Below are 15,834 nucleotides of genomic sequence, written 5' to 3'. Positions count from 1 at the left end.
GGTACCTCCTTCAATCACCGATAAATTATTGTTCGTAGTTAAGCTTCAGTTCTGATAAATATTTAGCAATACCTTCAAGTTCTTGTTCAGTTAGATCAATTTTGCCCATTTGGTTACCCGGTTTAACCTCATCCGGATTTTCAATCCAACGGTGCAGGTTGTCGTATACTGAACCTTCATTGGAATATTGCGGATCATCGGTGTTAACAAGTATACCTCCGACAGTCTCACGGCTTCCGATACCAGTTAAGTTAGGGTATGCCGGTCCGCCAAGATCTCCCACTGCGTGGCAAGATAAACATTTGCTCTCGAATGCTTTTGCAATTGCCGGGTCGCTTGGAAGAGCTACTGGTTCTTGAAGCGCTGCTACCCAACGATCAAATGAAGACTCGTCCACTGATTTGACCTTAAAGTCCATCAATCCGTGTGAAGGTCCGCATAACTCGGCGCATTTACCTAGGTAAACGCCTTCTTTTGGAGCCGAGAAGTACATCGCATTTACGTTCGCACCAGGATTTGTATCGATTTTACCTGCAAGCGATGGAATCCAGAACGAGTGAAGCACGTCAGCGGATTTCGCTTGAATCGAAATGGTTTTACCTTTTGGAATAATTAGCTCTTGGGCTGTTTTGATTCCGTATTCAGGATATTCAAATTCCCACCAGTATTGATGCGAAGTAACAATGACCTGAACTGCTTCCGGATCTTTGCTGTAATCTTTAGCTAAGTTAAATACGGATTGTACGGTTGGAACACCCAAAATGATAAGCATGATAATTGGAATTACTGTCCAAATAATCTCCAGCTTATGGTTTCCTTCTACTTGCTTAGGAATAGTTTTGTCTCCCTGACGTCTGCGAAAACGAATAATTACATACAAAGAGATCGCAAATACGGCAACAATCACGATTAACATGATTCCAATTGCCAGTTTCATCAGTCCGAATTGCTCTTCCGCTACAGGTCCCTGGGGATTCAGCGTCGACAAATCGCTCCGCCCGCAAGCCGTCAGCACCAATACCATCATGGCCATAAGCGGCGCAAGCCGTTTTACAAATCGCCACCGTTTCATCATTAATCAACCCCACTTTTGACGTTTTCGCAGCTGCCTAATTTTCACGTGGCATGCGGCTGGCTGCGTGTTTCACAGATGTTATTACAACTCCTGCAACTTAAATCACTTTATTAAATATAAAGTTGAAGACCCTATTTGTCAATGTTCCACAGAGAGTTCACAAATTGTTCTCAAAGCTGTCAAAAACGCATCATTACAACGTTTTTCCGCTTACATTTTCGTTATGTTATGCCTGTCATCATGGCATTCTCTCTATCCTACATTGTGCACCAAACCCATGGTCAATTATGTATACCCGCTTAAACGTATATTTAAGCTCCCAAGGCAAAAACTAAAGCCATTATCGTATGAATGGGGGTCCTCACTATATGGTTAAACGAATAGCTGCGCTGCTGCTTTCTGCGATAGTGCTTACGGCAGCTGCAGGCTGCAATTACGAAGAACTCGCCCAGAGAAGCGATACCGATTACGGAAGCCGCCAGGCTAACGATCCGAAGATGCTGGGCAGCAAATCCTACGGCCCGTTGTCCACTAATCCGCATCAGCATGATAACTCCTTTTTCGAATACAGCTCCGCCATTTCTCGCAAGGTAACGGATTTAAATGGCATTGCATCCGCTATCGTTATGCTTACGGACAAAAACGCGTATGTCGGTCTAATGCTGGATTGGACAGCGGTGGGCACACGAAATTCCGGCGGAAGAAGCGAGCAGGACAATACCGGTACCAACGAAGGCGTCTATAACCATGATACCGGCAGCCCTTACGGGAACAGCCGCGCTCTAGTCTCACCTTACAATTCCTATTTTTCCGTGAACGATATTAATGACTTGTCCGATGAACTGAAACAAACGGTAGCGCTTAAAGTTCGTGAGCTTGCGCCTTCGGTCCAAGAGGTCCACATCTCGGCTAACATGGAATTCGTGAACTACTTTAATGATTTTGCCAAAGAAGCTTGGGGCGGACGCTCGCTTATGCCTTGGATAGATCAATTCAATACTGTGGTGAAATATCATTTTGCCGGCGGCAAAGAAATGCCTCCTCCGATCACACAGCCAGGCACCAATAGCCCTTCCGAGTCTCAAATGGATCAATAAAAAAAATCGCTTCTATTATATATAGCAAAAAGGCTCTTCCGATGAAGAGCCTTTTTGGCCTTCTTACTTTATTTGGAATTAACGCATGGGCGCGAAGCCTTTTACTTCCGCTAAGATAGCCTCGGTTTGCGCGAGCAAATCATCCGTAAGCACAATATCTACAGCCTTCACATTCTCTTCCACTTGAGCCGGACGGCTGGATCCTATAATTGCAGAGGTGATATTAGACTGACGCAGCACCCATGCCAGTGCAAATTGCGACAGTGATGCGTCAATGCTAGCTGCCAACTGCTCGAGCTTCTCAGCCACCTGCAGCACATCCTCACGCAAATAGCTGTTAATAACGCCATTGGTTTTATTGTTTGCCGCGCGGCTGTCTGACGGAATGGCTTGTCCCGGCTTGTATTTACCGGTCAAAACGCCTTGTGCGAGCGGTGAAAACACTACCTGTCCGAGGCCTTCCTGCTCGCATGCTTGAACAACTCCTTGCTCGATATATCGCTCAAACATATTGTAGATCGGTTGGTTAGATACGAGCGGACGAAGACCAAGCCTTTTGCTTGTCTGAGCCGCATCAGTAATTTGCTGCGCGGTCCATTCGCTGATACCCGTGTAGAGCACTTTCCCTTGCGCGGTCAAATCATCGAGTGCCCTAAGTGTTTCTTCCGTCGGTGTATCCGAATCATAGCGATGGCATTGATAGAGATCAATGTAATCGGTGCCAAGACGCTTTAAGCTGGCTTCACATTGCTCAACGATATGTTTTCTGGATAAGCCGCGGTCATTGGGACCTGAATCCATCGGGAAAAATACTTTTGTCGCGAGAACGTAGCTGCTGCGCGTATACGCTTTCAAAGCATCCCCCATTACCTTTTCTGCTTCTCCATTATTGTAAGCATTCGCCGTATCGAAAAAATTAATGCCAAGTTCATAGGCTTTATGTATACATGCTTGAGCCGTTTCCGTCTCCGTTGCCGTTCCGTAAGTCAGCCAGCTTCCAAGTCCGATTTCACTTATTTTAAGTCCGCTATTGCCAAGTCTTCTATATTTCATCTTATAACACTCCTCTTTGGCTTTTCCATCGCTCTCAAGTAGTAGTGTATAGCAGTTTATGTTTTAATGTAAGTAGTGAATGTTTTTTCATTTTATTATCTTTAATATATATACTATACTCATAGATAGTAATAAACGAAAAGGGGTATGACGTTTTGAGCGTACAAAATTACATCCCGAAAGAGCCCGTTCATATTGAATGCAATATCGAGAAGACATTAGATGTCATCGGAGGCAAATGGGCATTTCTTGTGTTGAGAGAGTTATTTTGCGGCACCAAACGATTCGGAGAAATTCAGAGGCTCATCCCGGCGGTAAGCCCGCGCGCGTTAACAAGCACGCTCCGTCATCTAGAAGACAAGGGCGTGCTCGAACGCAAGGTTTTTCCAACAGTACCCGTCACAGTCGAATACACCCTAACCCCAAAGGGCGAGGACCTGCATCATATTTTAAAAGAAATGAAGCTTTGGTCAGCAAGATGGAACTAGCTTAACGCTTTAACGCTCGATCGGGCAGCGAATTTATGCTTGCTTGAAACCGGTCGYGCGCAGTCTGATACACTCTGCGATCGTTCTCATTCCGAGATAACCGTTCAAGGCGGAGCAGCTCCGCCTCAAACTGTTCCATAAGAATGGCAACTCGCTCCTTCGGCTTTGATGAGCTATTTTGCGGATGCTTGCCCTCTTCACCCGTTTGGAGAAGAAGCTGACCGTTGCTGTCCATCTGAGCTAAAAAGACTTCCTCCTCTTTTAAGTTCCTAGTCTTAAGCTCATGCAGCAGCCAGTCGCGATTACGACCTAACCTCTCCAAAACCTCATCTTGAATATCTCCATCCATCATGATGGTTTGCGCTTCATGCTCGCTTGCCACCTTCCAGCCAAGAAGATCAGCGGTTATAGGCTGGTATTCCTTTTTCAGCAGCACGTTGACCTCACCGCTTGATTCCATGACCGCAAACTCCACATCAGCTACGCGGTAAACATCCTTTTTTCGCAATTGCTCCAGCACTTCATCTATCGTCAGCCGTTCCTTATGCAAATTCTTTTTGAGCATTTGACCATCTTTAATGAGAACAGTCCCCTTACCGTCAACGAAATCGCGTACCTTTTTGCTTTTCATCGTTACAAATTCCATAGCTACCGAAACACTAACCCAAACCGCTAATGAGACCATACCCAAATACCATAGATTATCGAGATCCAGTGACACATAGGCGGCAATATTACCGATCGATATGCCGGTTATGTACTCGAACAGCGATAGCTGCGATATTTGGCGTTTTCCCAGCGCCTTTGTCAGCGCAAATAAAATGACGATAGCAGCCAATGTGCGAATTACAATTTCCAACCAACTTGGCATGTCTATTCCCCCTTCCGTTCCTAGAGTGTCCAGAATAGCTAAAGTCATTCGTTTTCCATTCAACTATTGCAATTCATAAATATATGTAGTACAATATAAAGAATGTATTATATTTAACCCCAGCATATCCCCAGTAAGATTCAATGTTTTCCTCAGATTTTGATTTCTTTGCTGTTAATCCCAAACCTGTTTCGTGATGTATTTCTGATTCACACTGGCGCGGTCATCGGAGCCGCGAGGACGGAAGAGAGGTAGGGCTTTCGTTGTTTTAGGATGCGAGTTTTAGACAACTTGGTACACATGCTGTTTGCTGTTAACAAGGGGATTCCATACGGCCTTTCATTTGAGAAGAGGTCCGGTTAAATATACGATACAACTAAGGGCTGTCCTGCTAGCGCATTTATGCGTTAACGGGACAGCCCTATCCAATTTTTTATGGCCTTTATTCGTTAGGACAAGCGCTTGCCGCAAGATGGCCTGAACGGTTTATTTTGGTATCCAAATAACGTTCATTATGCTCGGATCGATCCCCCCAAAGCGGAATTCGATCGGTTACATCAAGCCCCGCGGCCTGAAGCGCATCAAGCTTTTTGGGATTATTCGTTATAAGCGCGACCGGCTTCGACCGCAGTGACTTTAGCACGCGAATAGCGTCTCCGTAATTGCGGGCATCATCCACAAAACCAAGCTCCACATTCGCCTCCACCGTATCAAAACCTTTCTCCTGCAGCAAGTAAGCCATAGCCTTACTAAATAAACCAATGCCTCTACCTTCATGATTCGCCAAATAAAATAAAGCGCCTGAGCCCTTATCGACAATCATGCGCATCGACTCATGCAGCTGATACCCGCAATCACAGCGTTTGCTCCCAAAGATATCTCCTGTGTGGCAAATGCTGTGCATCCGAATCCAAGCCTCATCGGCTTGCTCGAAATCTCCGTATACAAGCACGCTGGATTGCTGCATTTCCGCTAAGTTAATGGCAGAGAGCTTCTTGATTATCTGCTCGGCATCATCCAGCTTTTCTTTGCACAGCAGCCAGCAGTACCAGTCAAATACCGCTTCACCTTCGTCCAGCTTTACCGGAAGCTGGATCGGCCCCACTAAATAAATAATGCCTTTTTCACTTTCGATAACCTTTATCTTATTGTCCATAACGGAGACAGCTTCTGTGTACATGAGGGGTATGCTCCTGACTTATATAATAGTTGTTTGGACTATTATGTTCGGTAAGCATACCCGCTATGCTCTGCTTTGGTTCATGATCTTAATATGGCTATTCACCTGATGGCAAAGGGATCTTTGTATCGACAGCAACAGGGACGCCAAAATCCGGATAACCTGACTCATTCCAGCCAAAAGCTTGAATTCTCGTGCTTCGTGTTTCCGTCGGTGCGCCTGATTCAGAAAGGGCATGATAGACAATCCAATCCTCTGTCCCGTCAGGCGATACGGTGAAGCTGTTATGTCCTGGCGCAAACACGTTTCGTTCTGGCGATTTACTAAATACCGGCAGCGGAAGCTTCGTCCAAGCAGCGGAATCGGTCGGCTCGCATGTTTCGTCTGCTATTAACATGCCTAATCCATAGTCATCCGCCCATGTCGTGCTAGCAGAGTACACGAGAAACAGCTTGCCATTCCTCTGTATAACAACCGGTCCTTCATTAATAGCCATGCCGCCTTGCTTCTCCCATTCAAACTCGGGCTTCGTAAGCATGGTTTCCTTGGTAGCAATCGTCCAAGGGTTTTCCATTCTGGCGATATAGATAGCAGAACCGTAATCGGGAAAATGACCATATCCGGCATATAAGAAATACAGCGTCCCTTTATGGTGAAACACCGTTCCATCCAGTCCCGGCAATTGCGTATTTACGGCGCCGCGCTCTAACCACGTTCCTTCAAATGGATCATGATGCTCGTTCTCAAGCACATAAACTCTCCTTGTATCATCTCCTCCGCCATCATTAGCGGTGAAATATATATACCATTTGCCGTTGATCACATGCAATTCCGGCGCCCATAGATTCTGACTTCCGGGACCCGAGGCAGGCGGCGTATAGATAACCTCATGCCGTCCTTCAGCGATTCCGGTCATCGAAGCAGCCGATCTTAATTCCAAACAGCTTCTTTTGGTTACCATCAAATAATATTTGCCGTCTGAATGCTTCATCATCCACGGATCTGCTCCGCCCATCAGAATAGGATTCACAAATGTTCTATCCATTTCAAGCCGCCCCTCTATGACTATTCCAATCCGCCCGTTAACACCGGAGTCGCGCCCGATACAATTTGGCGATAGGTTTCAATCGGAAGCTTAGGAACGCGTTCGAATGACAACAGGCCGTTTTTCTCCTGTTCGACATCGGTCAACTGCGTATAACAATAGCCCTGCAATCCGCCGGCAGCGATAATCGGACGCATCACCGCGGTTAAACGGTTCAAGAAGTCCTGATCATCCTTCGCCGAAGAGTAACCCCAGCCTTCTCCGCTGCCTTGAATGTATGAAATCCCTCCGAATTCCGACAGCTGTACCGGCTCGCCTTGATAAGAGAATCCGGGAATTATTATTTTTCTGCCTTGCGGATCGCTTTTAACGGATAACTCGGGCGTTGCATACCTGCGCGCTAATACTTCTTCGCGGCTTTCATAATCATGAACTGTATAAATATCCGATTTCACATGCTCCCAGCCGTCATTCGAAATAACCGGCCTAGTGTCATCCAGCGATTTGGTTAAATAATAGAGCGTGGAAGCATGGTGCTGCTGTCTTTTATCGATTAAAATGTTTGGCGTTCCCCAGCTCTCATTCAGCGGAACCCAGACGACGATACAAGGATGGTTATAATCGCGTTGAACCGCTTCCTGCCACTCCTTCGTAATTCGGCCTACATATTGCTCCGAGAATTGATAGGCATTTGCCATCTCTCCCCACACAAGCAATCCAAGCTTATCGCACCAGTACAAATAACGTGGATCTTCTATTTTCTGATGCTTCCTCGCGCCGTTGAACCCCATCTGCTTCGTCAATTCCACGTCCGTACGCAGCATTTCATCGCTTGGAGCCGTAAGCACGCCGCCTGGGAAATAACCTTGATCCAAAATTAGCTTCATATAATAAGGACGGTTATTTAAGCATATAACGCCATCTTCAATCGATATTTTCCGCATACCGAAATAGCTTTTCACTTGATCAAGTTCTTCATCGCCGTCCAGCAGCCTAAATTCGATGTCATAGAGATGCGGCTTCTCCGGCGACCACCAGCGTCCAAGGCCGTGATCATTGAAGTCATGCAGCTTAATGGAAACTTCCTCTTCCTGCGCCATGACACGAATGACATCCTCAGCTATCAGCTCGCCCGCAAAGGATATTTTTATGTTGAGGCGTAAGCCTTTGTATAATTCCGTGCCCTTAATAAAAGTGCGAATATGAATTTTGTTGGAATCGATATCCGGCGTCAGCCTCACACGGTCCACATGCGCAGCATTCACCGCCTCGATCCATACCGTTTGCCAAATGCCAGTCGTCCGTGTATAGAAAACCTGTTCCGACTGTTCCTTCCAATACTGCTTGCCTCTAGGCAGCGTGACATCTTTGCTGTAGTCCTGAGCGCGCACAACGATGCTGTTCGCCCCGCTAGCATGAAGTGTTGCCGTAATATCGGCTTGAAAAGGGGTGTGCCCTCCCTCGTGGGATGCTGCCAAATGCCCGTTCACCCATACCTTTGCTTCGTAATCGACTGCGCCAAAATGAAGGATAATGCGTTTTCCGGCATACTCAGTAGGCAGCTCGACATTTTTCCGGTACCACACGATATCGTGAAATGCTTGTTCATTAATGCCGCTCAGCTCGCTTTGATAACAAAACGGCACTTGGATCTTACGGTCAAAATTTTCTCCCTCATACCATCGATTGTCACAGCCTGCATTCGTATCGTCGTAAGCGAATTCCCACTCCCCGTTTAAATTAAGCCAGGAAGTCCGTTCAAACTGCGGTCTAGGATATTCATTTCGTGATGGTTCAATCATGTTCCCACTCCAGTCCTATTGCTTATGTTTATATTATTTCTTTATTGGTTTTACGATTAAATCGTAGAATGATAGAGTTGAGCGCTCGGCATGAATGCCTACCTTGCCGTATAAAAACGGATGCGGATCCGTGTAATGAATTAGCGGCTTCGGCTCATCATTTAGAAATACTTGAATAGTCCCGCCTTTTGCTTCTGCCTTCAGCGTATAAACGCGTCCCGTCTCCAGCTCTACGGTTTCACTGGCTATAAGCACGGAATCATAGTTCAAACGATTTAAGGTCAGCTGAGAAGAAGAAATGCCGATATAATAGCCCATCGCCGCATCTCTCACTTGATCGCGATGATAGGATTCATTCGTCTCGCGAATAAATAGACCGCCAATATCCGTGTCGGCATTCAGCTTCACGTCAACCGAAAACGTATAGTCATCCCACGCATCGCTGCCCGCAAATAAGCGGTCATCCTCTGTCCCGCTGCCGTTATAAGCTTGATCGTCCTGGTTAAATAACCCAAAGCCCGATTGCACAGGCAATTGTTCGAAAGTTTGCTGCTCTTCCAGCTTCTCGGCAGTAAACAGTTCATAAGATTGAATAACAGCCGCGCCGCTTTTCAGTTCAACCTTCAGTTCATGAAAGCCTGCAGAAATATCCAACGTTCCGATTCGAAGCTTAGCCGTGTCCTCCGTAAACGCTGGATCATCTGCGTGAATCCTCGTTTTTACCGAATCTCCTCCGTCTATGGACCATTCCAGCACGATATCCTTCTCTGGCTTCCGGAGAGCTAGACCGATTCCATACTTCGCATCAGCCTTCGCATTGAGCTTGTATTTTAACCAGTCTCCGGGCTGCTGCAGCGTTACGGCGTAGCTGCCGTCATCGCTTTTTTGAATGGGTACGCCGTCTGCCGCCCGGTATTCGCTTATCTCCGAGGACTTCTGCTCTACGTGGAAGCCTCGTTCCGCTTCCTTCAAATAATGAACCGCTTCAATCATGCCAGGCACAGGCTTATAAGCCTCAAAATCACTGCTGCCGCCTGCATCATTCGTGAATGCCGTATATTCATAGATCGGCTTCGCATTCGTTGCGACATACCCGATTTTCCCTTCACCTGGACCAGCCGTTTCTTCCTCCAGCTTCTTCATCCCGTCAAAGAAAACAAGAACACGGTCGTCACGCCGCTCCACGCGTATCGTATGCAGCTTCGAGTAATCAAAGTCAGAAGGAAGCGCGGCATATCCGCCATGCTGCTCTGTACCATTTTTTACAGTAATATAATGAAGCTCGTGTTTCGACGGCAATAGGATAACCGCTGAATAATTAGATGCGTCTGTATATGAAAATACCGCTTCAACCATCCCGTTATCCGCTGCAGCGTCTGCTACGCCCAATCGGAAATTATATTCGGCAATAAACGTCGCTTCTGTCGCTAATTTGCTGAGCACCGTTTCGCCTTTAGCTGACTCGGTCTTTTCCCATTGCTCAGCCGCGATCCCATCTGACAACCAGCTATACAAGGCTGGCATCGCAGGCGCAGGCTGCTTATGGTCATGCGTGGGACCAAACACAACCAGCTTATCGCCATTATAAGCAAGCCGGTCAATATTGAGCTCGCGTACCGGGGGGCCTTCAGCGGAATGCCCAACCAAATTATGATAGGTCAAATAATAAGAGTCCATATCCGGACCAAGCACCGTCGCGCTATGGCCAAGCCCCTTAAATTCATCCTTTACACTGATGACGATCGGATTGTTCGCAGGCAATGCATAATCGCCGAAAGGGCCATCCTTTGACACCGCATAGTTGACGCGATAGCCATTGCTGAATACATGATTGCCCGTATACGTCATATAATACAAGCCGTTTCGCTTCCAGATCATCGAGCCTTCCGTCCAGTGCCCAAGAAAGGCGTTAGTCGTTACGCCGACATCAATCGTAAACGGATCAGGCATCTCATGGGCAACAATGCCCTGCGTGCCCGCATTCGTGAAATACCATTTTCCGTCATCATCGATAAATACGGAGCCGTCGATGGAGTTCCCCAAATTTTCTGTTTTGACGACGAACGGACCCGTTGGGCTGTCACTCTGCAGCACATAATGTCCTTGTCCGGCGGGCGATGTATATAAATAGAAGCTTCCGTTCCAGTAAAAGACTTCGGGAGCATAAGCGCCTGTCGTGATCGGATCCTCTGTAACCAGCCCTTCATAGCTCCAATCCACGAGGTTGTCGGAGCTCCATGCTTTGATGCCGGGCCGGAAGTCCTTTGTACTGCAGTATAAGTAAAACCTACCATTGTAGCGCATGATGAAAGGATCTCCGATTCCGTAATCCTCCCACTCTTGATCCAGCTTGAACGAGTTCGTATACACTTTTGCATCCTCCTTTAACAGGGTGATCTCTTTCTCATCCGGGCTGGATTCACAGCCGCTCAGCATGAGCGCCAATGCTGCGGCAAGGAGGGCGACAGCTTTCATCGCCCTCATTTTTCCTGCTACAAATATTCGCATCCGGTTAACCCTTTAATCCGCTGATCGCCATTGATTCGATAAAATAGCGCTGGCAGAAGAAAAATACGAGAATGACGGGAACCATGGATATGATCGACGCCGCCAAAATAACCGGATAGTTAGAAGAGCCCATATATTGTGATTGCATCGAAGCAATCAAGACTTGAATCGTTTGCTTCTGCGGCGAGCTTAAGTAGATAAGCGGACCCATAAAATCATTCCAGATCCCCATGAAGCTTAATGCTGCTTGAGCCGCAATCGCCGGTTTGGCAACTGGCAATGCGATCGTCCAGAAGGTGCGGAAGAATCCGCTGCCGTCCAGCTTGGCTGCTTCGACCAGCTCATTCGGTAGACCGCCCGCCAAAAACTGCCTCAGGAAGAAAATAACGACGATGTTCCCGAATAGGCCAGGAACAATGAGCGGCAGCAGCGTATCCGTCCAGTTGATCTTCGAGAAGCCAATAAACTGTGGAATCATAACGACCGAGAACGGAATCATCATCGTTCCAAGCAAGGATAGGAAAATCGTATCCTTAAACGGAAATTCGATTTTAGCAAAAGCATATGCCGCCATCGTGGATACAAAAAGTCCGATGACGAGAACAAATACGACGATAATCATGCTGTTCATAAAACCGCTAAGCAACGGAGAATCGTTCCAAGCCGTGACATAGTTTTTGAACGTAGCAGGATCAGGAATCCACTTTGGCGGAATTTCGAACACGTTTCGTTGATCTTTTAATGAAGTGGAAATCGTCCATACGAACGGTGCCAGCATGACAACCGAGCCGATACAGAGGATTAAGGCCACCCAAAGGTTTGTCATTCTTTTTTGCAGCATGTGAAATCAAACTCCCCTCGCAAACTGTGACGGTAAACGATCAATCGTTATACACCCATTTTTTCGACAGTCGGAACTGAACGAGTGTAACGATGAAAATAATAAGGCCAAGAACCCAAGCAATTGCACTGGCATAGCCCATATTGAAGTACTTGAACGCATTTTCGAAAATATAAAATACAACGGTTGCCGCACTGTATTCCGGACCGCCGTCACCTGCCAATACGTAAATCTGGCTAAACGACTGGAATGCGCCGATGACGCCCATAACGACGACGAAGAAATGAATATTCGTGAGCAGCGGAATCGTAATCAACCACAGCTTCTGGAACGCGTTTGCGCCGTCTACTTCAGCAGCTTCGTAATACGTAGACGAGATGGACTGCAATCCAGCCAAGTAAAGCACCATCGTACCGCCAACGCCGCCCCATACGCCCATAAGAATCATGGAAGGCTTAATCCAGCTTGCATCTCCGAGCCAGTTAGGTCCTTCGATGCCGAACCAGTTCCACATCGTTTGATTGAGCAGTCCAAAATCTTGATTCAAAATCCACTGCCACAGCAGCGAAACGGCAATGATCGGGGAAATAACCGGTAAATAGTAAATCGTCCGAAGATAGGATATGCCTTTGAGCGGACGGTTCATCATAATCGCCAACAGCAGCGCGACTACCATCCCGATCGGAATGCCAAGCATCATAAATACCGTGTTATAGAGAGATTTGTACACCTTCTCGTCGTGGAAAACCTCCACATAATTCTCAAAGCCAACAAATTCAGGCGGTGTAACGAGATCCCACGAGGTGAAGCTCAGCCAGGCCGAGTAGAGAAGCGGCGCGACTCCAAAGATGAGAAAGCCAAGCACTGGCGCTGCCACAAATCCATAAGCCCAAGCGTATTCTTTGCGGATATAACTAGGTTTTCTTTTTTTCATGCGTACACATCCTCGCACTAGCTATTCGTTATTTAAGTTTTAAATGTTTATATATAACGTTATTTGTTTCCCTTGTCATACAGCTCCTGAAGCTTCGGCTGCATTTCCTTCGCCCAGTCCGCTGCCGTCATCTTGCCGTCCCATACCTTGCCTGCCTCTTGCCACATCGTATCGATCCATTTCGTATCCTTCGATCCAAAATCCAATGTCGCATGGCCGTAATCCTCGATGATATCCAGGAACACCTTGCGGTTAGCCGGCGCTTTATCATAGGCCACAAACTCGCCTTTTGCCATATCCACTAGGTTTGGCACCGCTTGGCCCAGCTCATAGTTTTGCTTCTGGCCTTCTGCGTCCAGCGCTAGGAATGCGGCTAGGTTAAATGCTTCCTGCGCATGCTTGGACTTGCTCGATACCGAGTAGCCCATCGAACCAACCCATGTTCCCGCCTTGCCTGTCGTCGGATTTACCGGCCATGCCGCGATATCCCATTCAAACGGCAAATCCCAGAAGCCCGGTTGATCCCACGGACCCATCGGGAACATCCCTACCTTGCCTGCCACGAAACGAGAGTATGCATTCATCGCTTTCTCGTCCTCTGGCGAAGGGGTTACATTGTGCTTCAAGCGAAGATCCGCAACCCACTGCATCGCATTTGCGAATTCAGGCGTGTCGATAGTAACCTTGCCTGTTCCGTAGTCGATGAAGTCTCCGCCGCTTGCCCATACGGCTCCTTCCAGCGTAAAGTTCGCTCCGCCGTAAATGTCGACTTTGCCGTCGCCGTTATCATCCTTCGTCAGCTTCTTCGCTGCGTCCAGCCAGTTATCCCATGTCCATTTGCCAACCTCGGCCGGCGGCAATTCCACTCCAGCTTCCTCGAACATCGTTTTGTTGTACGCCATTGCCCATGGACCTACATCCTTCGGCAAGCCGTACAGATCACCTTGTCCGAGCTGCTTGCCGTCGTAGCGGTAACGGTCGAGCGCCTGCTTCCATACATTATCCTCTTTGAATAGCTCGGTCGTTTCTAGAAACGGCTGCAGGTTCTGAATCGTGCCTGCCTCRGCGAATTTATAAAATTGCGGCCCCGATACGTAGAATACATCCGGCGTTTTGCCTGATGCGACCAGCGTGGACAGCTTTTGGTTGTACTCTGCCGGTGGTACGCTTGTATATTCAACCTTTACGTTTGGATATTTCGTTTCATAGGACTTAATGAGCTTCGTGAATATATCCTTCTCCTGCGGGCTGCCGTGTCCCATAAACGAGATCTTCACCTGCTCCTGCGGCGTATTTTCCGCGCCTTGCTCTTTATTACCTTCGTTGCCGTTCGTTGCCGATCCTTTGCCATTATTGCCGGATGAGCATGCCGACAGCAGCATCCCGAAGCATAATAGAAAAATAAGTCCAAGCCTTGCCGATTGTTTTCTCTTCATTTCGTTTGACCCTCCCTAGTAAATTGAACACGCATGACACCAACTGTAAGCGCTTAAATCAATAAACTCATTATAAATTATATTGTTATATGTTTATATACTAAATACAATATAAAAAAGCATCCCTGCACAAAAGCTGTGCAAAGATGCTCTATATAGGCTGACGCTTACTTTTTGCAAAACTTCACGGGTACGACGATTCGCTGCGGCGTATATTCGCCTTGTAATTGCGCATGCAGCAAATCAACCGTAACCCTGCAAATCTCATCCTCGTTTTGCTGTAAATAGGATACATCCTGGAAATCCGGCTGGTCGAAGCAGACAAGCTCGATGTCGTCCGGCACTGATTTTTTCAAACGTTTTGCGGCGTAGTAGGTATAGTTGGTCAACTCTACATTAACTACGAAAGCAGCTGAAACGGCAGGCCTCTCGTTCATGAAGGCTTCAATTATAGGCTGCGCGTTGCCGCTTGATATATCCTCGATTTTTAATATACACCACAAATCCTTATCGATCGGAAGCTTCTTGGCCAGATAGGCTTTCTCGAACCCGATCAACCGCTCCTCGGTCGCTGTATTCGTAATCTCCGGGGTAATAAGCGCAATGTGCTCGTGGCCGATCTCCAGCAAATGCGTAATCGCCTGCTCCGTTCCGTTCACATTGTCCGAGCTGACGCTGTATGTTCGGATCTCTTTCAGGAAGCGGTCAATCAGCACATGCGGAAATTTATCAAGCGACAAGCGCAAAATACTATCATTATATCGCTCCTCTTCCGTCGGAAACACAATGAGACCTCGTACGCCGGAAGCGACCATCGATTCAATTGCTGCACTCTCTTCGATTTGAGACTCTCGAGTAATGCGAACCTGCAAGCTGTATCCGCTAGCCGTCACGTATTTCTCAATGGAATCCAGGATCTTCTGATCCACCTTGGTCTTCATGCACGGCAAAATGAGTCCAATCACGTCTCTCGCATGGCTAGATGCTGCGGCTTCTACAGTGGATTCGCCATCCTGCCGAACGAACGTCCCTTTTCCCTGGACGCGAACGAGCACACCTTCATCCGCGAGTCCGATCAAAGCATTCTTGCTCGTAATTTGGCTGACCCTGTATTGCTCTGCAAGCTCTTTTTCCGAAGGGACACGATCTCCCGGACGCAGCTTCCCCGTTTGGATTTGTCCTAAAATATCCGCTTGGATTTGTTTATATAAAGGATAATTTTTCACGTCGCACCCTCTTTTTTATATTAATATATTAAGTATACTAAATTAGTTATGATTTGTCTTTATAAAAAAAAGCTGTGCCTCCTAGGTTAAGAACCTGAAGGCACAGCTTTTAAACTTGCGTATTCCGCTTACTTGTTGCCCTTGTCATACAGCTCCTGAAGCTTCGGCTGCATTTCCTTCGCCCAGTCCGCTGCCGTCATCTTGCCGTCCCATACCTTGCCTGCCTCTTGCCACATCGTATCGATCCATTTCGTATCCTTCGATCCAAAATCCAATGT

At 47.3% G+C, this 15,834-nt stretch carries 13 protein-coding genes; 2 read left to right on the top strand and 11 right to left on the bottom strand.

The window, feature by feature from the left end; genetic code table 11:
• Positions 1-25 precede the first annotated feature (25 nt).
• The gene (coxB, locus tag AC1DLI_RS29800) at positions 26-1,075 is read right to left on the bottom strand and encodes a cytochrome c oxidase subunit II (RefSeq protein ID WP_477608595.1); all 1,050 of its coding nucleotides are present in this window, start codon (positions 1,073-1,075) and stop codon (positions 26-28) included.
• A 368-nt stretch (positions 1,076-1,443) separates the two neighbouring features.
• Here coxB and AC1DLI_RS29795 point away from each other — a divergent pair, with 368 nt between their 5' ends.
• Positions 1,444-2,172 (top strand): hypothetical protein, encoded by a 729-nt coding sequence (locus AC1DLI_RS29795; RefSeq protein WP_477608593.1) that lies wholly within the window; start codon positions 1,444-1,446, stop codon positions 2,170-2,172.
• 78 nt (positions 2,173-2,250) lie between these two features.
• Here AC1DLI_RS29795 and AC1DLI_RS29790 read toward each other — a convergent pair whose 3' ends face one another.
• A complete protein-coding gene (locus tag AC1DLI_RS29790) occupies positions 2,251-3,225 on the bottom strand; it encodes an aldo/keto reductase family protein (protein WP_477608591.1) in 975 nt (324 codons plus the stop codon).
• Between the two features lie 155 nt (positions 3,226-3,380).
• Here AC1DLI_RS29790 and AC1DLI_RS29785 point away from each other — a divergent pair, with 155 nt between their 5' ends.
• Positions 3,381-3,713: a winged helix-turn-helix transcriptional regulator gene (locus AC1DLI_RS29785; protein WP_308995979.1), complete on the top strand. Its 333-nt coding sequence runs from the start codon at positions 3,381-3,383 to the stop codon at positions 3,711-3,713.
• A 1-nt stretch (position 3,714) separates the two neighbouring features.
• On the opposite strand, the gene AC1DLI_RS29780 is transcribed toward AC1DLI_RS29785, so the two are convergent.
• From AC1DLI_RS29780 to AC1DLI_RS29740, 9 genes are all read right to left on the bottom strand, one after another.
• The gene (locus AC1DLI_RS29780; RefSeq protein ID WP_477608589.1) at positions 3,715-4,584 is read right to left on the bottom strand and encodes a DUF421 domain-containing protein; all 870 of its coding nucleotides are present in this window, start codon (positions 4,582-4,584) and stop codon (positions 3,715-3,717) included.
• Between the two features lie 442 nt (positions 4,585-5,026).
• A complete protein-coding gene (locus tag AC1DLI_RS29775; RefSeq protein ID WP_477608587.1) occupies positions 5,027-5,764 on the bottom strand; it encodes a GTP cyclohydrolase II in 738 nt (245 codons plus the stop codon).
• A gap of 97 nt (positions 5,765-5,861) precedes the next feature.
• Positions 5,862-6,809, bottom strand: coding sequence for a glycoside hydrolase family 43 protein (locus tag AC1DLI_RS29770; protein WP_477608585.1), 948 nt, complete (start codon positions 6,807-6,809; stop codon positions 5,862-5,864).
• 20 nt (positions 6,810-6,829) lie between these two features.
• Positions 6,830-8,611, bottom strand: a complete 1,782-nt coding sequence (locus tag AC1DLI_RS29765) for a glycoside hydrolase family 2 protein (protein WP_477608583.1) — start codon at positions 8,609-8,611, stop codon at positions 6,830-6,832.
• A 33-nt stretch (positions 8,612-8,644) separates the two neighbouring features.
• On the bottom strand, positions 8,645-11,119 hold the full coding sequence (locus AC1DLI_RS29760; RefSeq protein ID WP_477608581.1) for a family 43 glycosylhydrolase: 2,475 nt from the start codon (positions 11,117-11,119) through the stop codon (positions 8,645-8,647).
• 4 nt (positions 11,120-11,123) lie between these two features.
• Entirely contained in the window at positions 11,124-11,960 is an 837-nt protein-coding gene (locus tag AC1DLI_RS29755) for a carbohydrate ABC transporter permease (RefSeq protein ID WP_308995985.1), read from the bottom strand.
• A 40-nt stretch (positions 11,961-12,000) separates the two neighbouring features.
• Positions 12,001-12,894 (bottom strand): carbohydrate ABC transporter permease, encoded by an 894-nt coding sequence (locus AC1DLI_RS29750; RefSeq protein WP_477608579.1) that lies wholly within the window; start codon positions 12,892-12,894, stop codon positions 12,001-12,003.
• 59 nt (positions 12,895-12,953) lie between these two features.
• Positions 12,954-14,330, bottom strand: a complete 1,377-nt coding sequence (locus tag AC1DLI_RS29745; RefSeq protein ID WP_477608577.1) for an ABC transporter substrate-binding protein — start codon at positions 14,328-14,330, stop codon at positions 12,954-12,956.
• A 167-nt stretch (positions 14,331-14,497) separates the two neighbouring features.
• Complete coding sequence (locus AC1DLI_RS29740) at positions 14,498-15,556, bottom strand: GntR family transcriptional regulator (protein ID WP_477608575.1); 1,059 nt, start codon at positions 15,554-15,556, stop codon at positions 14,498-14,500.
• Positions 15,557-15,834: the final 278 nt, after the last annotated feature.

Source organism: Paenibacillus sp. 01T443, from assembly GCF_056398325.1.
Note: the sequence above shows the minus strand (reverse complement) of the source record. Positions and strands in the feature narration are given on the sequence as shown.